Annotated in this window: 18 protein-coding genes; 9 read left to right on the forward strand and 9 right to left on the reverse strand. The window is 72.2% G+C overall.

Features of this window, described 5'->3' with window-relative positions; all coding sequences use genetic code 11:
* The first annotated feature begins 99 nt into the window (after window positions 1-99).
* Window positions 100-1,542, forward strand: a complete 1,443-nt coding sequence (locus tag DI272_RS15225) for a cytosine permease (RefSeq protein ID WP_109495893.1) — start codon at window positions 100-102, stop codon at window positions 1,540-1,542.
* On the opposite strand, the gene DI272_RS15230 is transcribed toward DI272_RS15225, so the two are convergent.
* The 4 genes from DI272_RS15230 to DI272_RS15245 all read right to left on the reverse strand — a co-directional run bounded on the left by DI272_RS15230 (window position 1,482) and on the right by DI272_RS15245 (window position 7,052).
* On the reverse strand, window positions 1,482-1,949 hold the full coding sequence (locus tag DI272_RS15230) for a hypothetical protein (protein ID WP_109495894.1): 468 nt from the start codon (window positions 1,947-1,949) through the stop codon (window positions 1,482-1,484). The two genes, DI272_RS15225 and DI272_RS15230, sit on opposite strands and share 61 nt — an antisense overlap.
* Complete coding sequence (locus tag DI272_RS15235; RefSeq protein ID WP_109495895.1) at window positions 1,942-4,551, reverse strand: CHAT domain-containing protein; 2,610 nt, start codon at window positions 4,549-4,551, stop codon at window positions 1,942-1,944. Before DI272_RS15235 ends, DI272_RS15230 begins: the two co-directional genes overlap by 8 nt.
* Before the next feature lie 103 nt (window positions 4,552-4,654).
* Window positions 4,655-5,743: a branched-chain amino acid aminotransferase gene (locus tag DI272_RS15240; protein WP_109495896.1), complete on the reverse strand. Its 1,089-nt coding sequence runs from the start codon at window positions 5,741-5,743 to the stop codon at window positions 4,655-4,657.
* 265 nt (window positions 5,744-6,008) lie between these two features.
* Window positions 6,009-7,052 carry a 3-isopropylmalate dehydrogenase gene (locus tag DI272_RS15245; RefSeq protein ID WP_109500850.1) on the reverse strand — a complete coding sequence of 348 codons (1,044 nt, stop codon included), beginning with the start codon at window positions 7,050-7,052 and terminating at the stop codon, window positions 6,009-6,011.
* A 155-nt stretch (window positions 7,053-7,207) separates the two neighbouring features.
* Here DI272_RS15245 and DI272_RS15250 point away from each other — a divergent pair, with 155 nt between their 5' ends.
* Complete coding sequence (locus DI272_RS15250; protein ID WP_109495897.1) at window positions 7,208-8,767, forward strand: metallophosphoesterase family protein; 1,560 nt, start codon at window positions 7,208-7,210, stop codon at window positions 8,765-8,767.
* Window positions 8,768-8,813: 46 nt separating this feature from the next.
* Here DI272_RS15250 and DI272_RS45295 read toward each other — a convergent pair whose 3' ends face one another.
* Entirely contained in the window at window positions 8,814-8,945 is a 132-nt protein-coding gene (locus DI272_RS45295; protein WP_107056436.1) for a hypothetical protein, read from the reverse strand.
* 352 nt (window positions 8,946-9,297) lie between these two features.
* On the opposite strand from DI272_RS45295, the gene DI272_RS15260 reads away from it, so the two are divergent.
* Window positions 9,298-10,194: an alpha/beta fold hydrolase gene (locus DI272_RS15260; RefSeq protein WP_109495898.1), complete on the forward strand. Its 897-nt coding sequence runs from the start codon at window positions 9,298-9,300 to the stop codon at window positions 10,192-10,194.
* A 54-nt stretch (window positions 10,195-10,248) separates the two neighbouring features.
* Here DI272_RS15260 and pruA read toward each other — a convergent pair whose 3' ends face one another.
* Both pruA and DI272_RS15270 read right to left on the reverse strand, forming a co-directional pair.
* Window positions 10,249-11,880 (reverse strand): L-glutamate gamma-semialdehyde dehydrogenase, encoded by a 1,632-nt coding sequence (gene pruA, locus DI272_RS15265; RefSeq protein ID WP_109495899.1) that lies wholly within the window; start codon window positions 11,878-11,880, stop codon window positions 10,249-10,251.
* Window positions 11,881-11,917: 37 nt separating this feature from the next.
* Window positions 11,918-12,844 carry a proline dehydrogenase family protein gene (locus tag DI272_RS15270; protein WP_109495900.1) on the reverse strand — a complete coding sequence of 309 codons (927 nt, stop codon included), beginning with the start codon at window positions 12,842-12,844 and terminating at the stop codon, window positions 11,918-11,920.
* Between the two features lie 142 nt (window positions 12,845-12,986).
* Between DI272_RS15270 and DI272_RS15275 the strand changes: the two genes are divergently transcribed.
* Entirely contained in the window at window positions 12,987-14,195 is a 1,209-nt protein-coding gene (locus DI272_RS15275; RefSeq protein ID WP_181387191.1) for a CdaR family transcriptional regulator, read from the forward strand.
* A gap of 8 nt (window positions 14,196-14,203) precedes the next feature.
* Here DI272_RS15275 and DI272_RS15280 read toward each other — a convergent pair whose 3' ends face one another.
* The gene (locus DI272_RS15280; protein ID WP_181387192.1) at window positions 14,204-14,905 is read right to left on the reverse strand and encodes a metalloregulator ArsR/SmtB family transcription factor; all 702 of its coding nucleotides are present in this window, start codon (window positions 14,903-14,905) and stop codon (window positions 14,204-14,206) included.
* An 84-nt stretch (window positions 14,906-14,989) separates the two neighbouring features.
* Between DI272_RS15280 and DI272_RS15285 the strand changes: the two genes are divergently transcribed.
* From DI272_RS15285 to DI272_RS15305, 5 genes are all read left to right on the forward strand, one after another.
* Window positions 14,990-15,412 carry a DoxX family membrane protein gene (locus tag DI272_RS15285; protein ID WP_109495903.1) on the forward strand — a complete coding sequence of 141 codons (423 nt, stop codon included), beginning with the start codon at window positions 14,990-14,992 and terminating at the stop codon, window positions 15,410-15,412.
* 123 nt (window positions 15,413-15,535) lie between these two features.
* Window positions 15,536-17,026: an ABC transporter substrate-binding protein gene (locus tag DI272_RS15290; RefSeq protein ID WP_109495904.1), complete on the forward strand. Its 1,491-nt coding sequence runs from the start codon at window positions 15,536-15,538 to the stop codon at window positions 17,024-17,026.
* Window positions 17,023-18,780 carry an ABC transporter permease subunit gene (locus DI272_RS15295; protein WP_258314570.1) on the forward strand — a complete coding sequence of 586 codons (1,758 nt, stop codon included), beginning with the start codon at window positions 17,023-17,025 and terminating at the stop codon, window positions 18,778-18,780. The genes DI272_RS15290 and DI272_RS15295 overlap by 4 nt, the downstream gene beginning before the upstream one ends.
* Entirely contained in the window at window positions 18,767-19,696 is a 930-nt protein-coding gene (locus tag DI272_RS15300) for an ABC transporter ATP-binding protein (RefSeq protein ID WP_375138040.1), read from the forward strand. The genes DI272_RS15295 and DI272_RS15300 overlap by 14 nt, the downstream gene beginning before the upstream one ends.
* Entirely contained in the window at window positions 19,693-20,364 is a 672-nt protein-coding gene (locus tag DI272_RS15305) for a dipeptide/oligopeptide/nickel ABC transporter ATP-binding protein (protein WP_109495906.1), read from the forward strand. Before DI272_RS15300 ends, DI272_RS15305 begins: the two co-directional genes overlap by 4 nt.
* Here the strand turns inward: DI272_RS15305 and DI272_RS15310 are convergent.
* The gene (locus DI272_RS15310; protein ID WP_109495907.1) at window positions 20,351-20,941 is read right to left on the reverse strand and encodes a TetR/AcrR family transcriptional regulator; all 591 of its coding nucleotides are present in this window, start codon (window positions 20,939-20,941) and stop codon (window positions 20,351-20,353) included. The two genes, DI272_RS15305 and DI272_RS15310, sit on opposite strands and share 14 nt — an antisense overlap.
* Window positions 20,942-20,985 lie beyond the last annotated feature (44 nt).

Here is a 20,985-nt window from a genome sequence, read left to right on the forward strand (position 1 = left end):
AGCACCACTCTAAACCTTGAATCGCTGGAGCCCAAGGGTTGACGACCGTCACCCGTACACATCACATTGAACGTCACTCAAACCCCTGGGAGACGAACCATGCCGATGGAACAGCGCGGAGTCGACACCATCCCCGACGAGGAACGCACCAGCGGGCCGCGGGACCTCGTCTCGATCCTGCTCGGCTCGAACCTGTGCCTGGGCGTGATCGTCTTCGGCTGGCTGCCGCCGTCCTTCGGCCTCGACTGGTGGTCGTCGGTGAGCTCGATCGTGGCCGGCACGGTGGTCGGCACCCTGCTGACGGCCCCGCTCGCCCTGGTCTCGCTGCGCACCGCCACCAACCTCTCCACCTCCTCCGGCGCCCAGTTCGGCGTCCGCGGCCGGCTGGTCGGCTCGGTGGTGGGCCTGCTCCTCGCCCTCGGCTACACCGCGCTGACGGTGTGGATCGGCGGCGATGTGATGGTGGGCGTACTGGGGCGTCTGGTCGGGCTGCCGGCGAACGGATGGTCGTACGGCGTGGTCTACGGCCTGCTCGCGGCGGCGACCGTGGCGGGCGCGGTGTACGGCTACCGGGTGCTGCTCACGATGTCGCGGGTGCTGGCGATCGGCATGACGGCCCTGCTGGCCCTGGGGATCGCGGCCTACGCCCCCGACTTCACGACGGACGCGCTGCCCGAGGCGGGCGGCTATCTGCTGGGCGGCTACTGGCCCACCTGGCTCCTGGCGGCCGTGGCCGCGGGCCTGTCCGGACCGATCGCCTTCATCACCCTCCTCGGCGACTACACCCGGTACATCTCCCCCGCCCGCCACTCCGACCGCCGTGTCCTGCACGCCACCTGGCTCGGTCTGCTGCTGGGCCTGCTGGTGCCGCAGCTCTTCGGCACGTTCACGGCCTACGGGGCCCGTGCGGCGCTGGACTACGCCGGGCCGCTGGTCGACGCCTCCCCCGGCTGGTACCTCATCCCCCTCCTGCTGGCCGCCTCCGCGGGCTCGGTCGGCAACGCGGGTCTGATGCTGTACTCCATGGGCCTCGACCTGGACGCGATCCTGCCGCGCGCCTCCCGGGCCCGGGCCACCTACACGGTCGCGGTGGTGGCGACGGCTTGCGTCTTCGTCGGCCACTACGCCTCCAGCGCCCAGGACGCGATGACGTCCTTCGTGCTCCTGCTGACGGCGATCGGCACGCCCTGGGCGGTCATCACCCTCATCGGCTTCGCGCGCTGCCGGGGCGGGTACGACGCGGACGCCCTCCAGGTCTTCAACCGGCGCGCGCGGGGCGGCGTCTACTGGTTCCGGGGCGGCTGGAACATCCCGGCCACGGTGTCGTGGGCGCTGGGCGCGGTGGTCGGGCTGCTGGCGGTGTCGCTGCCGTCGTACGAGGGTCCGCTGCTGTCGCTGACGGGCGGGGTGGACTGCAGCTTCCTGCTGTCGGGCGCGGTGGGCGGACTCGGCTACGTCCTGCTGACCGGCCGCAGCCCCGCTCAGGCGCCGCTGTCGTCACCGGACGGGACGGAGACCCAGCGGGCCTCGGCGGCGTCGTAGCGCAGCGTGTCGTACCGGAACTGCGAGAGGTCGAGGGAGCGCAGTTTGCGGTACGCCTCCTCGTCGGCCTCGGGACCGAGGACGACACGGATGCCGGTGGCCGTGTCCTGGAGGACGAAGGGGGGCGCCGACGGCGCCTGCGGGGTACGGCGGGTCAGCTCGCGCAGCCTGCGGTACGTGTCGTCGGCGAGCCTGCCGCCGAAGCCGCCCAGGAAGGCGTGCAGGGGCAGGGCGACGAGGAACAGCCAGTCGAGGGCGTCGGTGCCGCGGCGGGCGGGCCAGGCGCGGACGCGGACGTGGACGCCGGGGGCGGTGAAGGCGTCGACAAGGGGCTGTTCGGCGGCGGGCGGGGTACCGGAGGTGACGTAGATGTCGATCTGCGCGTCGGGGGCTTCGTCGTCAGGCACGGCGCTCCTTCGGAACGGGGATCAGCCAGGCCTTGCCGCCGCCGACGGTGGCCAGCCGGGTCCCGTCGGGGCTGTAGGCGATCTGGAGCAGGGACACGTCGCCGAAGTCCCCGTCCAGTTCGAGGACGGTACGGCGGGTGGACAGGTCGAGCAGCGTGACCGTCGAGCCCCACACCATCGCGAGGGTGTCGCCGTGGGGGCCGAAGGCCACCCCCCGGACGCGGTCGGGGAGTTCGAGGCGCATGCGGCAGTCGCCGGTCGCCGCGTCCCACACCCGGGCGGTGTGGTCCAGGGCACCGGTCACCAGGCGGGTGCCGTCGGGACTGAAGTCGACGGCGAACACCATGGGGTGGTAGTCGACGCACAGCACCTGCTCGGCGGTGCCGGTGTCCCATACCCGCAGGGAGGAGTGACCGGCCGTGGCGATCCGGGTCCCGTCGCGGGTGGCGGCGAGGGCGTAGACGGCGTCCTCGTGGTCGAGGGTGCTCTGTCTGGTGGGTTCCGGCAGGGACCACAGGCCGACGGTGTGGTGATCCGCCACGGCGAGCAGCCGGCTGCGGCAGAACGCCAGCGCCGTCACGTCATGCCGGCCCGCGATGAACCGGGAGAGCCGGGCCGGATCGTTTCTGTCGCGCAGGACGACCTCGGTGGCGTCCGCCAAGGCGAGCCGTCCGGTGCCGGGCTCGAACGCGACGGCCCGGACCCGCCTGCTGTCCGCGGGCCTTTCCCGACCCCCCTTCGGCTTCCGGTACCTGGACGTGATCAGGTTGGCCATCGCGACGTACAGCACCGCGGGGGAGGGCGGCACGACGTCGGGCTGCCGGGCCGGGAGGTCGAACACCCGGGACTGCCCGTGCGTCCCGCCCACCGCCACGCGGGTGCCGTCCGGGGCGAAGGCGACCGACCAGGCGGCCATGGGCGTCGCCAGCTCGGCCACCCGGCGGTTCTCCGGCCGCGCCGCCGACGCCTTCTCCGCACCGGGCGGGGCGGACGCGCGCGGCGCCTCCTCCCGCGCCGCATGCGCTCTTCGTCGCGCCTCCCCCACCACCCCGTCGGGATCGGCGTCCTCCGGCACCAGCTCCGCCAGCCGCTCCCCGGCCGCCAGCACCGCCGCCCACTGCCCCGCGGCGTACAGGGCCCGCGCCTCCGACCGCAGCGACGCGGCCTCGCTCTGTCTGCGAGCCGTCTCCAGGCGCTCCCGGGCGTCCCGGTACCCCGGCTCCTCCGCGAGGACGGCTGTCAGATGGGCCACCGCGTCGTCCCAGTGCCCGGCGTCGGCGGCGCCCACGGCTGCCGTGTACAGATGCTCCAACCGGCGCCCCCGCAACGCCTCTTCGAGCTTCGCGGCCGCGTTCTCGTAGCCCGGGTCCGCGGCCAGCACGGCCCGGAAGGCCGTCACCGCGTCGTCCCAGCGCCGCGTGTAGAGCGCCGCCAGACCCTGCACGTACAGGTCACCGGCCTGAGTCGGCCGTGCCGCCGGCGCCGTCCGCTCGTGGTCGATGGCGAAGAGCGTCCCGTCGAGCGAGCGCATGTACAGCACCGGCGTGCCCCACTCCAGTGTCCCGGGCAGCGCCAGCCGTATCGACTGGCGGGCGTCGGTCACCGCCGCGTCGACGGAACGTCCCTGCGCGAGCTCCTCGTAGAAGCTCTGGCTGAACTCGACCGCCGCCTGGTCGGAGATGGGGTACTGCATCACCAGCGCGGCTGCCAGCCCGGCCCGCATGAGTGCGCCGCCGACGCTGGAGAACGGGTCCGCCGCGCTGGCCCGGCCGGTCTCGCAGGCGTTGAGGACGACGAGGCGCAGCGACGGATGCCCCTGGAGGACCATCGCCAGGTTCTCGGCGCCGAGGTGGTAGGTGCCGCCGTTGCCGTCGTCCAGTGCCAGAGCGCCCTCCCCGGCCGCCCGGTCGAAGCTTCCGTGGCCGATGAAGTGCAGGACGTGCCAGGGCCCGCGTCCGGGACGCAGGGCTCCCTTCAGCTCACGCCATCGCCCGCCGTCGACCCAGGCGAGCTCGATGAGCCCCGCCCGCCGCAGTCCTGCCAGCGCCGCGGCGAGCCGACGCCGCTCCGCGTCCACGGCCAGCGGCTCCTGGTCTCCGGGGCGGGCGATCATGCACAGCACGCGCAGCGGCGGTTCGACCCTCAACGGCCTTTGTGGAAGCGACACCTGAGGGCGTCTGACGAGCGGGGTCGTGGTGCAGAGATAGCCGCTGTGCGCGGGGTCGAACAGGAACTCCCAGGGGAGGGCGGCCAGTTCCGGGGGCTGGACGCGCAGCACCATGCGCAGTCGCGCCTCCGCGCGTGCCGCCGTGTGCCGGGCCGCGGTGAGCAGGGCCCGCCCGTCGCCCGCGGTGAGGGTCTCGAAGAGGGCGCGGCCGAGGAGCTGCACGGGCTGTTCGTCGGGGCTCGCGCTGCGGCGGACCCGCGCCGAGGAGGCGAGGACGGCGTCGGGGATGCGCTCGCTCAGGGTCCGCAGCTCGTCCGGGGAGAGCGGCAGGCGGGTGCGGGCGGTGGTCTCGGCTCCGTCCGGACCACGCAGCGTCACGGTGTAGACACCGTGCTCCGCGGCCGCGATCTCGGCCTCGAAATCGAGGACATCCATGGACGCCCCACCCCCCGCCGGACGCTCCTGACACCATCCCACACGGCCCCGGGGCCCGCTCCTGCCTTGCAGAAACGGGCCCCGGGTGAATGCCGCGAGGGGCTCAGCCCAGCTTGTGCATCCAGCCGTGCCGGTCCTCGGCGGTGCCGCGCTGGATGTCGAGGAGCGCCTGGCGGAGCCGCTGCGTCACCTCGCCGGGCTCCCCCGCGCCCTGCGTCCACTCGGCGCCGGTGCGCTTGACCGTGCCGACCGGGGTGATGACGGCGGCGGTGCCGCAGGCGAAGACCTCGGTCAGGGTGCCGTTCGCGGAGTCGGCCTGCCACTGGTCGACGGAGACGCGCCCCTCCTCGGCCTCGTAGCCGAGGTCGCGGGCGACGGCGAGCAGGGAGTCACGCGTGACGCCCTCCAGGATGGAGCCGGTCAGGGTCGGCGTGATGATCTTGTTGCCGTACACGAAGTACAGGTTCATGCCGCCGAGTTCCTCGACCCACTTGCGCTCGACCGCGTCGAGGTAGCAGACCTGGGCGCAGCCCTGCTCGGCGGCCTCGGCCTGGGCGAGGAGCGAGGCGGCGTAGTTGCCGCCCGTCTTCGCGTCGCCCATGCCGCCGGGGACGGCGCGGACGTGGTCCTCGGAGACCCAGATCGACACCGGCTTGACGCCACCGGGGAAGTAGGCGCCGGCGGGCGAGGCGATGACCAGGAACAGGTACTCGTTGGCGGGCTTCACGCCCAGGCCGACCTCGGTCGCGATCATGAACGGGCGGAGGTAGAGGGACTCCTCGCCGCCGTGCGCCGGGACCCATGCCTCGTCCTGCTTCACCAGCGCGTCGCACGCCTCGATGAACGTCTCGACCGGCAGCTCCGGCATGCCGAGCCGGCGGGCGGAGGCCTGGAAGCGCTGGGCGTTCTTCTCGGGGCGGAAGGTGGCGACGGTGCCGTCGGGCTGGCGGTAGGCCTTCAGGCCCTCGAAGATCTCCTGCGCGTAGTGCAGGACCATCGTCGCCGGGTCGAGGGAGAGCGGCGCGTACGGCACGAGCTGCCCGTCGTGCCAGCCGCGGCCCTCCGTCCACTTGATGACGACCATGTGGTCGGTGAAGTGGCGGCCGAACCCGGGGCCGGCCAGGATCGCGGCGCGTTCCGCGTCGGAGAGTGGCGAGGCCGAGGGCTTGAGCTCGATCGTGGGCGTCGTCATGAGTGGTTGTCCTTCACCGGTTGTGTAGTGACACGGGCCGCGCTCACGCCCTTTTACTGTCAGTGACCAGTGCTAGGACGTCCGAGCATTCCCTCATTCCGCGGCTCCGCGTTCGATTATCGCGCGCGGGGGGCCGAGGAAGAAAACGGCGTGAATGCGACCCAGGGGATGATGGTGGCACCCGGCGGGGACATGTGGAAGCCGCCGGGTGCGGTTGCGACCCGGCGGCTTCGAAGTGGTGCAGGTGCTTCGAGTGGCGGCGGGGTCAGCCGGCTACTCGTACGGCCAGCGCGTCGCCGATCTCCGACGTGGAGCGGGCGGGCTTGCCGGCGCGCTCGCCGAGGTCGGCCGAGACGGCCTCCTCGATGCGGGCGGCCTCGGCCTCGTAGCCGAGGTGACGCAGCAGGAGCGCGACGGACAGGACCGTGGCGGTGGGGTCGGCCTTGCCCTGGCCGGCGATGTCGGGGGCCGAGCCGTGGACGGGCTCGAACATCGACGGGAACTCGCGGGAGGGGTTGATGTTGCCGCTCGCCGCGACGCCGATGCCGCCGGAGACGGCCGCGGCGAGGTCGGTGATGATGTCGCCGAAGAGGTTGTCGGTGACGATCACGTCGAACCGGGCCGGGTCGGTGACCAGGTAGATGGTGGCCGCGTCGACGTGGATGTAGTCGGTGGTGACCTCGGGGAACTCCTCGGCCACCTGGTTGAAGATGTTCGTCCACAGGTGGCCCGCGAAGGACAGCACGTTGTTCTTGTGGACCAGCGTGAGCTTCTTGCGCGGACGGGCCTGGGCGCGGGCGAAGGCGTCGCGCACGACACGCTCGACACCGAAGGCCGTGTTCACGGAGACCTCGGTGGCGACCTCGTGCGGGGTGCCCTTGCGGATGGTGCCGCCGTTGCCGGTGTACGGGCCCTCGGTGCCCTCGCGGACGACGACGAAGTCGATCGCCGGCTCGCCCTTCAGGGGCGTGTCGACACCCGGGAGGAGCTTCGACGGACGCAGGTTGACGTGGTGGTCGAAGAGGAAGCGGAGCTTCAGCAGGAAGCCGCGCTCCAGGACACCGGACGGGACCGACGGGTCGCCGATGGCGCCGAGGAGGATGGCGTCGTGCTGCTTGAGCGCCTCCGCGTCGGCGTCGGTGAGGGTCTCACCGGTGGCGTGGTAGCGCCGGGCGCCGAAGTCGTACTCCTTCGTCTCCAGCTTCACATCCTGCGGAAGGACGGCGGAGAGGACCTTCAGACCTTCGGCCACGACCTCCTGGCCGATGCCGTCACCGGGAATCACTGCGAGATTGATGCTGCGAGACATGTACGGCACCCTACTCCCGCGTCCCATGGGATGACACGACATGTCCGCCATGCGGACACCGTCGGGAGCGGGCGGCCGGCCCGGGCGTCAGCCCTTCTCCCTCCGTTCACCCGTATGTATGGCGCACGTTGGGGTTCGCTGGGAACTTCACCGGCATGGACCTTCCCGACGTAGGCATCCCGCCGCAGCTCGCACGCCGGATGAGCATGGCGGAACAGCACGAGTACCTGCGCACGAGGCTGACCCGGCGGCGCACGCTGGTGACGGCGGGCGCGGTGGCGGGCGGCCTGCTGACCGGCTGCTCGGCCGACGGGAAGGGCACGTCGGCCCGTACGACCGCCTCGGCGTCCGCCACCACCCGGGCGCCCGGCTCGGCCGTCGTCCCCTTCGGCCGCCACCTCGCCTTCGGCGCCGACCCGAAGACCCGGATGCGGATCTCCTGGCAGGTGCCGGCGGCGGTCCGCAAGCCGTACGTCCGGATCGGCACCCGCCCCGACGACCTGGGCCGGAAGACCGCGGCGGAGGTGCGCGCCCTGCACACCCCCGGCGTCACCGGCGTCCGCCTCGCCCTGGACCAGTACTACGTGCACGCGGCCCTGGACGACCTGCTCCCCGGCACCACGTACTACTACGGCGTCGGCCACGACGGTCACGACCCGGCCGCGCCCGAGCACCGCTCGACGATCGCCTCGTTCCGCACGGCACCCAGCCGTCCGGAGAAGTTCGTGTTCACGGCCTTCGGCGACCAGGGCGTGAGCAAGGCCGCGACCGCGAACGACCACATCCTGCTGAAGCAGGACCCGGCCTTCCACCTCCACGCGGGCGACATCTGCTACGCCGACGTCAACGGCCGGGGCGAGAAAACGGACGGCTACGACCCCGGGTACTGGGACCTGTTCCTGAAGCAGAACGAGGAGGTCGCGCGGTCGGTGCCGTGGATGGTGACGACCGGGAACCACGACATGGAGGCCTGGTACTACCCCGACGGCTACGGCGGCCAGCTCGCCCGCTGGTCGCTGCCGGACAGCGGCTTCGACCCCCGCCGGGCGCCGGGGGTGTACTCCTTCGTCTACGGCAACGTCGGCTTCGTGGCGCTGGACGCCAACGACGTGTCGTACGAGATCCCCGCCAACCTCGGCTACACGGGCGGCAGGCAGACGGCCTGGCTGGACGACAGGCTCGGGGAACTGCGCAAGGCGGTCGACTTCGTGGTCGTCTTCTTCCACCACTGCGCGTACTCGACCTCGTCGCACGCCTCGGACGGCGGGGTGCGCGAGGAGTGGCTGCCGCTGTTCGACAAGCACCAGGTGGACCTGGTGATCAACGGGCACAACCACGTCTACGAGCGGACCGACGCCGTCAAGGACGGCGAGGTGGGTCGCCGGGTGCCGATCGGGGCGTCGACCGACCCGACACGGGACGGCACGGTGTACGTCACCGCGGGCGGCGGCGGCAAGGAGCTGTACGGCTTCCCGGCGGGGGTGACGGAGAGCTACGAGGGCCATGTACGCGACCTCGACTCCGTCGACACCTTCCAGTGGACGACGTCACGGTCCTCGAAGGCGGAGACCGTGGAGTGGTCGCGGGTGCGCTACCGGGGCTTCTCCTTCCTCAAGGTGGAGGCGGAGAGCGGCGGCGCGCCGCGGCTGAAGGTGTCGGCGCTCGCGCAGAACGGCGACCGGATCGACCATTTCGAGGTGCGGCGCGGCGCGTGAGTCCGCGCCGCACCCCGGCGGGTGCGGCTCCCGGCGGTGGGGTGTCTCAGTGGCCGGTCGAGCCGCCGTTGTCACGGCGGTCGAGGGCGCGCTGGAGGGCGGCCGCGGCGTTCTTGCGGTCGGACTCGCTCGTGCGGGAGATGTGACGGACTCGACGGCGGGCGGTCGTCTCGGCCATGAGGGATCGACTCCTTCGGATGCATGGAGGCAACAAGGGGGTTGCGAGACGCCGGAAGGGGCGGGGAGCGGTGGCCGCAGGGGTTGCCTGCACGGGGCCCGGCTCACGACCGCCATTCGCTTGATCGAGCGAGACGTTCGGCTCCTACAAAGCTAAGGGAGGAGGCCGTGCCTGTCTCCACAATTACTCGGACTTCCTACTATCTGAGACGGTGGATTGAGTCACACGCCTCTGACCTGGGGTTTTGATCAAAACATCAACGATCACACCTAACCCCTCACAAGCACTTGACCGGTTGGGGCGGTGCATGCTGAACTTGGCTAACCACTAAAGAGCAGTTAAGGGGTTAGCCATGGCCCGTGTCACCGCCACCGCCCACCGGACGACCACCGTCCGCGGCCTCGACATCCACTACCGCGAGGCCGGCCCGGCGGACGCCCCCGTCCTGCTCCTGCTGCACGGCTTCCCCACCAGCTCGCACATGTTCCGCGGCCTGATCCCCCTCCTCGCCGACCGCTACCGCCTCATCGCCCCCGACCACATCGGCTTCGGCCGCTCGGCCGCGCCGGACGCCGCCGCCTTCCCGTACACCTTCGCCGAACTCGCCGACATCACCGACGAGTTCACACAGCAGCTGGGCATCGAGCGGTACGCGCTCTACATCCAGGACTACGGCGCCCCCATCGGCCTGCGTCTCGCCCTCGCCCACCCCGAGCGCGTCACGGCGATCGTCACCCAGAACGGCAACGCCTACGAGGAGGGGCTGGGGAAGGAGGCCTGGGCACCGGTGCTGGCGCTCATCGCCGGGCGGACGCCGGAGACCGAGGCGCCGGTGCGGGAGATCAGCTCACCGGACGGCATCAAGTGGCAGTACCTGCACGGCGTACCGGAGGAGTACCGGGACCTCGTCGCCCCGGCAGCCTACGAGCACGACGCCGCCCTGATGGCCCGTCCCGGCCAGCCGGAGATCCAGCTCGACCTGATCTCCGACTACGGCTCGAACTTCGCGCTCTACCCGGCCTTCCAGGAGTACTTCCGCGCCAGTCAGGTCCCGCTCCTCGCCACCTGGGGCGCCCACGACGAGATCTTCGTCCCGGCCGGGGCCCTCGCCTACCAGCGGGACCTGCCGAAGGCCGAGATCCACCTGCTCCCGACGGGCCACTTCGCCCTGGAGACGCACGCGGCGCAGATCGCGGCCCTCGTCCGGGACTTCCTGGGCCGCCACCTGCCGGTCTCGCCGGCTGCCTGAACGCGGCGGAGGGGCCGGACAACCGCCCGGCCCCTCCTGTCCTGCGATCCGACGTCAGCCCATGTGCGGGTACGTGTAGTCGGTCGGCGGGACCAGCGTCTCCTTGATGGCGCGGGTCAGGGTCCAGCGCATCAGGTTCTGCGGGGCGCCGGCCTTGTCGTTGGTGCCGGAGGCGCGGCCGCCGCCGAAGGGCTGCTGGCCGACGACGGCGCCCGTGGACTTGTCGTTGATGTAGAAGTTGCCGGCCGCGTAGCGGAGCTTCTCCATCGTGTACGCCGCCGCCGCGCGGTCACCCGCGATGACCGAGCCGGTCAGGGCGTAGTCGGAGACCGACTCCATCTGGGTCAGCATCTCGTCGTACTTCTCGTCCTCGTAGACGTGCACGGCGAGGAACGGGCCGAAGTACTCGGTGGTGAACACCTCGTTCTCCGGGTCGGTGCACTCCACGACGGTCGGGCGGACGAACCAGCCCACCGAGTCGTCGTACGAACCGCCCGCGACGATCGTGCAGGTCGGGTCGGCCTTGGCGCGGTCGATGGCCGCCTTGTTCTTGGCGAACGCGCGCTCGTCGATGACCGCGCCGATGAAGTTCGACAGGTCGGTGACGTCACCCATGGTCAGGTAGTCGACCTCGGCCGCGAACTCCTCCTTGAAGCCGGAGTTCCAGATCGACGCCGGGATGTAGGCGCGGGAGGTGGCGCTGCACTTCTGGCCCTGGTACTCGAAGGCACCACGGGTCAGGGCGGTCTTGAGGATCGCCTTGTCGGCGCTCGGGTGGGCGACGACGAAGTCCTTGCCGCCGGTCTCGCCGACCAGACGCGGGTAGGAGCGGTACTTCTCGATGTTGTTGCCGACCGTCTTCCACAGGTACTGGAAGGTCTTGGTGGAGCCGGTGAAGTGGATGCCCGCGAGGTCGCGGTGCTCCAGCGCCACCTTGCTGACCTCGATGCCGTCGCCCGTGACCAGGTTGATGACGCCCTTGGGCAGGCCCGCCTCCTCCAGGAGCTGCATCAGCAGCACGGCGGCGTGGGTCTGGGTCGGGGACGGCTTCCAGACGACGACGTTGCCCATGAGCGCGGGCGCGGTCGGCAGGTTGCCCGCGATCGCCGTGAAGTTGAACGGCGTGATCGCGTAGACGAAGCCTTCGAGCGGGCGGTGGTCGAGGCGGTTCCAGACGCCCGGGGAGTTGGCCGGGGGCTGCTCGGCGAGGATCTGCCGGGCGTAGGCGACGTTGAAGCGCCAGAAGTCGACCAGCTCGCAGGGGGTGTCGATCTCGGCCTGCTGCGCGGTCTTGGACTGGCCGAGCATCGTCGAGGCGGCCAGCGTCTCGCGCCAGGGGCCGGCGAGGAGTTCGGCGGCGCGCAGGATGATCGCGGCACGGTCGTCGAAGGACAGCGCGCGCCAGGCGGGCGCGGCGGCGAGCGCCGCGTCGATCGCGTCCTGGGCGTCGGCCTGCGTGGCGTTGCGGTAAGTGCCCAGCACCGCCTTGTGGTTGTGCGGCTGCACGACCTGGAAGGCGTCGCCGCCGCCCATCCGCTTCTCGCCTCCGATGGTCATCGGCAGGTCGATCGGGTTCTCGGCCAGCTCCTTGAGCTTGGCCTCCAGGCGGGCGCGCTCGGGCGAGCCGGGGGCGTAGCCGTGCACCGGCTCGTTGACGGGGGTGGGGACCTGGGTCACAGCGTCCATGGGTTCCGTAACTCCTTGTACGTGAGCGGGTGTTCGGTCAGCCCTTGGTGAGGATCGAGCGGACGAAGAAGAGGAGGTTCGCCGGCTTCTCCGCCAGCCTGCGCATGAAGTAGCCGTACCAGTCGGTGCCGTAGGCGGTGTAGACGCGCATGCGGTGGCCCTCCGCGGCGAGGCGCAGGTGCTCGTCGCTGCGGATGCCGTACAGCATCTGGAACTCGTACTCGTCGAGCTTGCGGCCGGCCTTGCGGGCGAGTTCCTGGGCGATGGAGATCAGGCGCGGGTCGTGGGAGCCGATCATCGGGTACCCGTCGCCCTCCATGAGGGTCTTCAGGACGCGGACGTACGCCTTGTCGATCTCGTGCTTCTGCTGGTAGGCGACCTCGGCGGGTTCCTTGTAGGCGCCCTTGACCAGGCGGACGCGGCTGCCGGCCTCGGCGAGGCGGCGGGCGTCGGCCTCGGTGCGGAAGAGGTAGGCCTGGATGACACAGCCGGTCTGCGGGAAGTCCTTCCGCAGCTCCTCGTGGATGGCGAACATCGAGTCGAGGGTGGTGTGGTCCTCGGCGTCCAGCGTCACGGTCGTGCCGATGGCGGCGGCGGCCTCGACGACGGGACGGACGTTGGCGAGGGCCAGCTCGTGGCCGCCCTCCAGGGCCTGCCCGAACATCGACAGCTTCACGGACATCTCGGCGCGGGTGCCGAGCTCCAGCTCCTTGAGCCGGTCGACGAGCGCCAGGTAGGCGTCGCGGGCGGCCTCGGCCTGCGCGGGGGTGGTGATGTCCTCGCCGACGACGTCCATCGTCAGCTCCAGGCCCTTGCCGGTGAGGTCCTTGACGATCGGCACGATCTCGTCCACGGTCTCGCCGGGGATGAAGCGGTCGACGACCTGCTTAGTCACCGGCATCGCCGAAATCAGACGTCGCATCCTGTCGCTGCGCGACGCGGCGAGAATCACGGGACCCAGCACGGGGCACCTCCACAAACCAGCAGGAACATGCCGGAACCCAACAACTCGGGAACGGCACGGAGAACCACCGTGAAACCTAAGGATCCCTCCGATCGTCGGCCATCGACAGCTGTCACGCATCCGTGCCGCAGATCTCAGACAGATGTATGAAGGGCCCGATCTTTTGCGGCAGAATGCCCGAGTGACGTCGGCTTACAGAAGTGACTACCAGGAGCTGGTCGACGAGATCTCCGAGCTCCTCGGCGTCCCCGCGACCCTGGAGAACCGCGACTTCGAGCTGATCGCCTTCGGGGCCTACGACAGCGAGGGCGACCTCGATCCGTCGGCCCTGGACCCGGTCCGCACCCGCTCGATCCTGACCCGGCGCTCGACGGCGGCGGTCCGCACCTGGTTCGAGGGCTTCGGCATCACCCGCGCGACCGGCCCGGTCCGCATCCCGCCGACCCCGGAGGCGGGGGTGTACCGCGGACGGATCTGTCTCCCGGTACGCCATCGGGGTGTCGTCCTGGGGTACGTCTGGCTGCTGGAGTCCGACCCCGGCCCCACCGACGCCCAGCTGACCGCCGCCATGGAGGTGACCGTCCGGATCGGCGCGCTGCTGGCGGACGAGGCGCAGCACGGCGCGGACCTCAGCCGGGAGCTGCGGGCGGCGCTGACCGCCGGGCGGGGCTGGCAGGGCGACATGGCGGTGGCGGCACTGCGCACGGCCCTGGGCCCGCGCGGCGACGGCCCGCACGCGGTGGTGTGCGTCGCGCCGTGGCCGTCCGCCGACCCGGACGACGCCCCGTCGGCCCGTACGGTCCCGCACGCGACGGCGCTGTGCACGGTCCCGTGGGGCACGGCCGCGCAGAGCCTCGCGGTGCTGGTCCGGCTGCGGTCACCGGAGGTGCGCATCCCGGCGCTGACGGCGGCGCAGCGGCTGCTCGGCGACACCGATGCCGCGCGGGCCGCCGGTGTCGGCGAACCGCGCGCGAGCCTCACCGATCTGCCGGCGGCCTGGCAGGAGGCGTCGGCCGCCGCCCGCGCGGCCCTCGCCGAACCGGCCCTCGGCCCGGTGGCGGAGTGGTCGCTCATCGGCCCGTACCGGCTGCTGACCGCGCTGCCCCCGGACGCGGCCCACGACCCCGCCGTACGCCCGCTCCTCTCCCCCGCCCACCGCGAACTCGCCCGCACGGCCGAGACCTACCTCGACTGCGCGGGCCAGGCCGGGCGCACGGCGGCCGAGCTGGGCATCCACCGGCAGACCCTCTACTACCGCCTCTCGCGCGTGGAGCAGCTGACGGGCCTGGACCTGGACGACGGGGAGGACCGGCTGCTGCTGCACATGGCCCTGAAGGGGGCGCGCCTCTAGGCGGGCGGTCAGGGCGAGGGCGGCCGGAGCCGCACGCAGCAGTGGCCGGGCTCGGGTGCCAGACACGCCTCGTAGCCGTTCCCGGCGGAGCCGTCTTCCTCCAGCCCTTGCAGCACGCCGCGCATCAGATGCAGGTTCATGCCGCACACGGTCTGTGTGTGGTCGCGTGCCAGGGCGTGGAAGGGGCAGTTGCCGAGGACGACGGTCGCTCCGTCGCGCCGGGGTTCGAAGCCGTACCGCTCCAGCAGCCCGAACACGCCGTCGCCGCCGTCCTCTTCGGCCAGCCATGTGCCCAGCTCGTGAGCCTTGCGGTGCAGGACGGTCCGGGTCGGCTCGCCGGTGGCCTCGGACTCCTCCAGGGCCTGGGCGAGGAGCCGGCCGGCCAGTTCGTAGTGCCGCTCGGGCAGGTTGACGGTGACCTGCCGGGCGGAGCGCTTGTAGAGCTTGGCGGGGCGGCCCGCACCGGGGCCGGAGCGTCCGGTGCGCCGTTCGTAGACCACGTCGAGCAGTGATTCCTCGGCCAGTCGGTCGAGATGGAAGGCCGCGGTCTGCCGGGCGAGCCCCAGGGCGGCCGCGGCCTCGTCCCGTCCGACCGGTCCGGCGGCGCGCACGACATGGTCGTACAGCCTCCGGCGGGTGGGTTCGTCGAGCGCGGCGACGGCGGAGACGTCGGGGTCGGGTGCTGCTGCCTTCGGAGCGGTCACGGACACAAGTGTAAAAGCAGCGGCGGTTGACTAAAGAGGGCTGGAGCGCTTCTATAACTAGCGAGAGTTGTTGATAGAAGGAGAGTCGCCATGACCTCAGCCCCTGCGACCACCCCGCATCCCCGGGAATCCCTCACCGACCCCGGCTACCAGGCGTTCGCCATCCTGCGCGTCGGGTTCACGGTGGCGCCGATCCTGTTCGGCCTGGACAAGTTCGCCAACCTGCTCGTCGACTGGCCCGGCTATCTCGCGCCGTGGATCGACGACATCACTCCGGGCAGCGCCCAGCAGGCCATGTACGCGGTGGGCGCCATCGAGATCGTCGCGGGCCTCGTCGTCGCCGTCGCGCCCCGCTTCGGCGGCTGGCTGGTGGCCGGATGGCTGGCCGGGATCATCGTCGACCTGCTGACCATCCCGGACTACTACGACATCGCCCTGCGCGACTTCGGCCTGCTGCTCGGCGCGGTCGCCCTCGCCCGGCTGGCGGAGCGGTATCGCCGCACGTCCGACTGAGGCGGCGGGGGGCCGGAAATCGGGGGCGGGGGCCGCGAGCCGGGGCAATTATTGAAAATGATTGTCATCATGCTACGGTCGGCGCACACCACCTCTTGACCGCCCCTTTACCCGGAGGGTCCCGTGCGCCTGCCCGCTCGCCGCCTGCTCCCCGTCACCGCCCTCACGGCGACGTCCGCGCTGCTCACCGGATGCTTCTCCGGGGCGGGGTCCGCCGCGGAGGGCGACGGCAAGCGCGTCCGCGTCGCGATGATGCAGCCCCCGCGCTCGGGGCTCTCCCCGCTCTCCGACGACGCCTTCAAGCTGTCCCGCTGGTCGACGGCCGAGACGCTGGTGAAGCTCGACGCCGACGGGGACGCCACACCCGCCCTCGCCACCGAGTGGCAGCAGTCCGGCCGCACCTGGACCTTCGAGATACGCGACGGCGTCACCTTCCACGACGGGAGCGAGCTCAACGCCGAAGCCGTCGTCCGGTCGCTCGGCAAGGCCGCGGGCGCCGCCCCCAAGCCCCGCATCCTCGACGGCGTCGAGCTGACCGTGCAGGCGGTGGACCACGACACCGTCACCGTCACCACCGCCGACGAGGACCCCCTCGTCCCGCAGCGGCTCAGCTCGCCCCAGCTGTCGATCCTCGCGGCGAAGGCCTACCGCGGGAAGACCGTGAACCCCGTCGGCGCCGGCACCGGCCCCTTCGAGCTCACCCGGGTGAACGGCACCTCCTCGGCCGCCCTCGACCGCTACGACGGCTACTGGGGCGAGCAGGCCAAGTCCCCCGGGATCGACGTGAAGTTCGTCCCCGACGGCACCGCCCGCGCCGCCGCCCTGCGCAGCGGCGAGGCCGACATCGTCGAGGCCGTCCCGGTCTCGCAGGCCGCGCTCCTCGACGAGGAGCTGATCACCGAGGTGCCGATGCCGCGCACCAACACCCTCTACCTCAACACCTCCGCCGGCCCCTTCCGGGACGCCGCCCTGCGCGCCGCCGCCCGCGAGGCGATCGACGCCGAGTCGATCGTGGCGGGCGTGTACGAGGGACGCGCCGATGTCGCCGAGGGGCTGCTGGGGCCGGCGCTGCCGTGGGCCGCCGAGCTGCGGTCGGCCGTGCAGCGCCCCGCCGCCTCGAAGGCGGACGGGCGGACCGTCACCATCGGCACCTTCACCGACCGGGCCGAACTGCCGGAGGTCGCGGCCACGCTGCAACAGCAGCTCCAGAAGGCCGGCTTCAGGGTGAAGCTGGAGATCCGCGAGTACGCCAACATCGAGACCGACGCGCTCGCCGGGGAGTTCGACGCGTTCATCCTGTCCCGCGCCACCGTCCTGGACTCCGGCGACCCGGCCGCCTACCTCTACAGCGACTTCGCCTCCGACGGCTCCTTCAACCTCTCCCAGCTCGCCGACGCCCGGGTGGACGCGGCGCTGCGGAAGGCCGCCGGGACCGGCACGGGAGAGGCCCGGCGCAAGGCGGTCGCCGCCGCCGAGGCCGCCGTCCTCGCGACCGACGCCGCGATACCGATGCTCCACGAGCGGGTCATCCAGGGCGACGCCGCCGGAGTCGTCGGCGCCGCGCACGACCCGCGCGAGCGCGAACTGGTCACCGCGGACACCTACGTCAAGTGAGCTCCTGGACAAGGGCGTTGCCCGGCGCGGCGGGCGTGACGCGCGCCCTCTGCCTGCTCACGGTCGTCGCCGCCGTCGGTCTCCTCCCCTGGCTCTCCGGCAAGGACCCCGCCCTCACCGTCCTGCGGGCCCGGTCTGCCGAACAGGAGCCGACGAAGGAGGCGCTGGACGCCGTACGGCGGGATCTCGGGCTGGACGCCGGTCCCCTGGCGCTGCTGGGGAGGTGGGCGTCCGGGCTGGTGCGCGGGGACCTCGGTACGTCGTGGGTGTCGGGGACCGGGGTGCTGCCGTCGGTCGGGGCCGGGCTTCAGGTGTCGCTGGCGTTGATGGGGGCCGCCTTCGCGGTGGCCGTGCTGCTGGCCGGTGTGCTGGTCGCGCCGGTGCTGGTGCGGGGCCGGCGGTCGGCCGGGGCGTTCGCGGCGATGCTCGCGGCCGTGCCCGAGTTCCTGCTGGCCACCGTCGCGCTGCTGGTGTGCGGGGTGTGGCTGGGGTGGCTGCCGACGTCCGGATGGCAGGGGCCGGAGTACCTGGTGCTGCCCGCGCTCGCCCTCGGGGTGCCGGCCGGCGGGCTGCTCGGGCGGCTGGTCGCGGACGCGCTGCCCGGGGTGCTGGACGAGCGGTGGGTGGAGCTGTGGCGGGGGGCCGGGGTGAGCCGGCGGATCATTGCGGGCGCCGCGCTGAGGCGCGTACTGCCGCCGCTCGTCCCGCAGTTCGGGATGGCCGCGGTCGGGCTGACGGGCGGTGCGGTGGCCGTGGAGACCGTGTTCGCCGTGCCCGGTATCGGGCGTACGGCGCTCGGCGCGGCCAAGTCGCAGGACCTGCCGCTGCTCCAGGGATCGGTGCTGGCGCTGTTGACGCTCGGTTTGGTCATCGGGGCGCTGGCGGCGTTCACACGGCGTCGGCTGCTGGGCCCCGCCCTGCGTGACGCCGCGCTCGCCCTGCCTCCGGCCCGCCCGGTCCGTACACACCCGGCGATCCCGTTGACCCTGTTCACAATCCTCGCCGTGGCCATCGGCTGGGGCCTGCTGCGCGACCCGTACGCCGTCCACACCGCCGACCGGCTCGCCGCGCCCTCCTGGTCCCACCCCCTCGGCACCGACGGACTCGGCCGCGACGTCCTCGCCCGGCTCGGACACGGCGCCGCCCCCACCGTCGGCACGGCCGCCGCCGTCTGCGTGCTGAGCCTCCTCGTCGCGCTCGCCCTCGGCTTCCTGCCAGGCGTCGCCGCGGGCGCGGCCGACATCGCCAACGCCCTCCCGCCGGTCATCGTCGGCATCCTGGTCGCCGCGACCGCGGGCCCCGGCACCGGCGGCGCGGCCCTCGCGGTCGCCCTGATCTCCTGGCCGCCACTGGCCGCGCACGCGGCGGCCCTGGTCCAGGAGGTACGGGCGTCCGCCTTCCTCACCGCTCAACGGGCCATCGGCGCACCCCCGTTGTGGATCCTCACCCGGCACGTCCTGCCGTCGGTCGCCGCCCCGGTGGCCCGGCACGCCCTCCTCCGCCTGCCCGGCATCGCCCTCGCCCTGGCCTCCCTGGGCTTCCTCGGCCTCGGCGCCCAGCCGCCCGCCCCGGAGTGGGGCCTGCTCCTGGACGAGTCCCGCGCCTACGTCGAACGCGCCCCCTGGGCCGCGCTCGCCCCCGCGGCGGCCCTGGCCCTGCTGGCGGGCCTCGCGGTGTCGGGGGCGGCGTACGCGCAGGGGCGCCGAGCGCCTCGTGGCGACGACACAGGGAAGGTGCCCCTTGCTGCCGCCTGAACCTCTGCTCTCCGTACGGGACCTGCGCATCGCCTTCGGCGGCGTCGAGGTCGTCCGCGGACTCTCCTTCGACGTCCACGCGGCCGAAGTCCTCGCGCTCGTGGGCGAGTCGGGGGCGGGCAAGTCCCTGACCGCGAGGGCCCTGCTCGGGATGCTCCCGGCGGGGGCCGCTCGAACCGGCTCCGTGCACCCGGACCTGTCGGGCGCCCGCGGCCGCCGTATCGCCCTCGTCCCGCAGGACGCCCTGTCCGCCCTCTCCCCCGTGCACCCCGTGGGCGAGCAACTCGCCGCCGCAGTACGGTCGGTGACCCGCGTCTCCCGTGCGGAGGCCAGGGTGAGGGCGGTGGCCGCGCTCGACCGGGTGGGCATCCCGGACGCCGCGCGCCGGGCCCGGTCGTATCCGCACGAGTTCTCCGGCGGCATGCGGCAGCGCGCGGTCGTCGCGATGGCCACGATCAACGAACCGGACGTCCTGATCGCCGACGAGCCCACCACGGCGCTCGACGAGGAGCGCCGGGACCAGGTGCTGGGGCTCCTCACCGAGCAGCGGGAAGCCGTCGGCGCGGCGCTCGTGCTGGTCACGCACGACCTGGACGCGGTACGGCGGTTCGCGGACCGCGCGCTGATCATGTACGCGGGGCGGATGACCGAACTCGGGCCGGTCCGGGACGTGTTGGACCGCCCGTTGGCCCCCTACACAGCGGGCCTGCTGGCTTGCCTGCCACAGCCGCACCATCCGCGGGCCCGCCGCCTGCCCACCCTTGCCGGCACACCCCCGACGCCGGACGCGCTTCCGCCGGGCTGCGCCTTCGCGCCTCGCTGCGCGCACGCCACGGAGCTGTGCGGCCGCGAGGAACCGCGGCCGGAGCGGGTGGACGGCCGGGAAGTCGCCTGCCACCACCGGGAGAAGGTATGAGCACCCCGCTGCTCGACGTCCGCGACCTCGTCGTCCGCTACGGCACGGTGACGGCCGTCGACCACGTCTCCTTCTCCCTGGAGGCGGGCGAGACCCTGGCCGTCGAAGGCCCCTCCGGCTGCGGCAAGTCGTCGACAGCCATGGCCGTGCTGCAACTGCGCCGCCCGGACAGCGGCGAAGTGCGCTTCGAGGGGCGGGAGTTGTCGGGGCTCACCGAACGCGAACTCCGCCCGCTCCGCCCCCGTATGCAGCCTGTTTTCCAGGACCCGTACGGCTCGTTGAACCCTCGCCACCGCATCCGGGACGCGGTGGCGGAGCCGCTGCGCCCCCGGGGCCTGCGCCCCACCCGCACCCAGGTCGCCGAACTCCTCGGCCGCGTCGGCCTGGACCCGTCGTACGGCGACCGGCGCCCGCACGAACTCTCCGGCGGCCAGTGCCAACGCGCCGGGATCGCCCGCGCGCTGGCCGCCGGCCCGCGCCTGCTGGTGCTGGACGAACCGGTGTCGGCACTGGACCCCTCGGTCCGCGCCGGGATGCTGAACCTGCTCGCCGACCTCCAGGACGAGCTGGGCCTGGCGTACCTGTTCATCTGCCATGACCGCGCGGTCGTACGGCACTTCGCGGACCGGGTGCTGACGATGCGGGACGGGCGGATCAGCTCGCGTTGACGCCGGCGATCACGCGCCGCAGGCCCTCGGTGAGCTGGTCGGCGTCGGTCGCAGTGTCCGGGTTGAAGACCCACTGGACCATGAGGCCCTGGAGCAGCGTCTGGTAGAAGCGGCCCTCGGAGTCGACGGTCTCCTTGTCCTGCTCCTCCTCCGGGAGGCCGTTGAACAGGGGCAGCAGCCCCGACCTGCCCTGCTCCTCCGCCTCGACGAGCATCCGCCGGATCTCCGCCAGCCGCTCCCCCTGCATGACCACCTCGAAGCTGAGCATCCAGATCGCCCGCGATTCGCCGACGGCGCCGACGATGTTCGTCCACACCTCGTGGAAGCGCTCCAGGGAGCCCGGTGCCGTGTGCGTCGCACCGCCCGCTCCCCAGCCGGGCTCGAAGCGGTGTCCCATGCCCTCGATGAGGGAGACGTACGCCTGCACCAGCAGGGCGTCCTTCGAGCCGTAGTGGTAGCCGATCGAGGCGAGGTTGGTCCCCGACTCCTTGACGATGTCGCGCGCCGTCGTGCGCGTGAAGCCCTTGGCCAGCAGGCAGCGCTTGGCGCCTTCGAGCAGATCCTCACGGTGTCCCATGCCGTCATCCTAGCCCGGACTTATACAACCGTCCTATACGAGCG

The organism is Streptomyces sp. Act143 (genome assembly GCF_003143935.1).
In the GTDB taxonomy this organism is placed as follows: Bacteria; Actinomycetota; Actinomycetes; order Streptomycetales; family Streptomycetaceae; genus Streptomyces.

Excerpts from the sequence above, each read along its gene's own strand:
- DI272_RS15260 (WP_109495898.1), top strand. The coding sequence starts at position 9,298 with ATGGCCCGTGTCACCGCCACCGCCCACCGGACGACCACCGTCCGCGGC.
- DI272_RS15285 (WP_109495903.1), top strand. The coding sequence starts at position 14,990 with ATGACCTCAGCCCCTGCGACCACCCCGCATCCCCGGGAATCCCTCACC.
- pruA (WP_109495899.1), bottom strand. The coding sequence starts at position 11,880 with ATGGACGCTGTGACCCAGGTCCCCACCCCCGTCAACGAGCCGGTGCAC.
- DI272_RS15235 (WP_109495895.1), bottom strand. The coding sequence starts at position 4,551 with ATGGATGTCCTCGATTTCGAGGCCGAGATCGCGGCCGCGGAGCACGGT.
- DI272_RS45295 (WP_107056436.1), bottom strand. The coding sequence starts at position 8,945 with ATGGCCGAGACGACCGCCCGCCGTCGAGTCCGTCACATCTCCCGCACG.
- DI272_RS15240 (WP_109495896.1), bottom strand. The coding sequence starts at position 5,743 with ATGACGACGCCCACGATCGAGCTCAAGCCCTCGGCCTCGCCACTCTCC.
- DI272_RS15275 (WP_181387191.1), top strand. The coding sequence starts at position 12,987 with ATGTATGAAGGGCCCGATCTTTTGCGGCAGAATGCCCGAGTGACGTCG.
- DI272_RS15225 (WP_109495893.1), top strand. The coding sequence starts at position 100 with ATGCCGATGGAACAGCGCGGAGTCGACACCATCCCCGACGAGGAACGC.
- DI272_RS15245 (WP_109500850.1), bottom strand. The coding sequence starts at position 7,052 with ATGTCTCGCAGCATCAATCTCGCAGTGATTCCCGGTGACGGCATCGGC.
- DI272_RS15310 (WP_109495907.1), bottom strand. The coding sequence starts at position 20,941 with ATGGGACACCGTGAGGATCTGCTCGAAGGCGCCAAGCGCTGCCTGCTG.
- DI272_RS15305 (WP_109495906.1), top strand. The coding sequence starts at position 19,693 with ATGAGCACCCCGCTGCTCGACGTCCGCGACCTCGTCGTCCGCTACGGC.
- DI272_RS15250 (WP_109495897.1), top strand. The coding sequence starts at position 7,208 with ATGGACCTTCCCGACGTAGGCATCCCGCCGCAGCTCGCACGCCGGATG.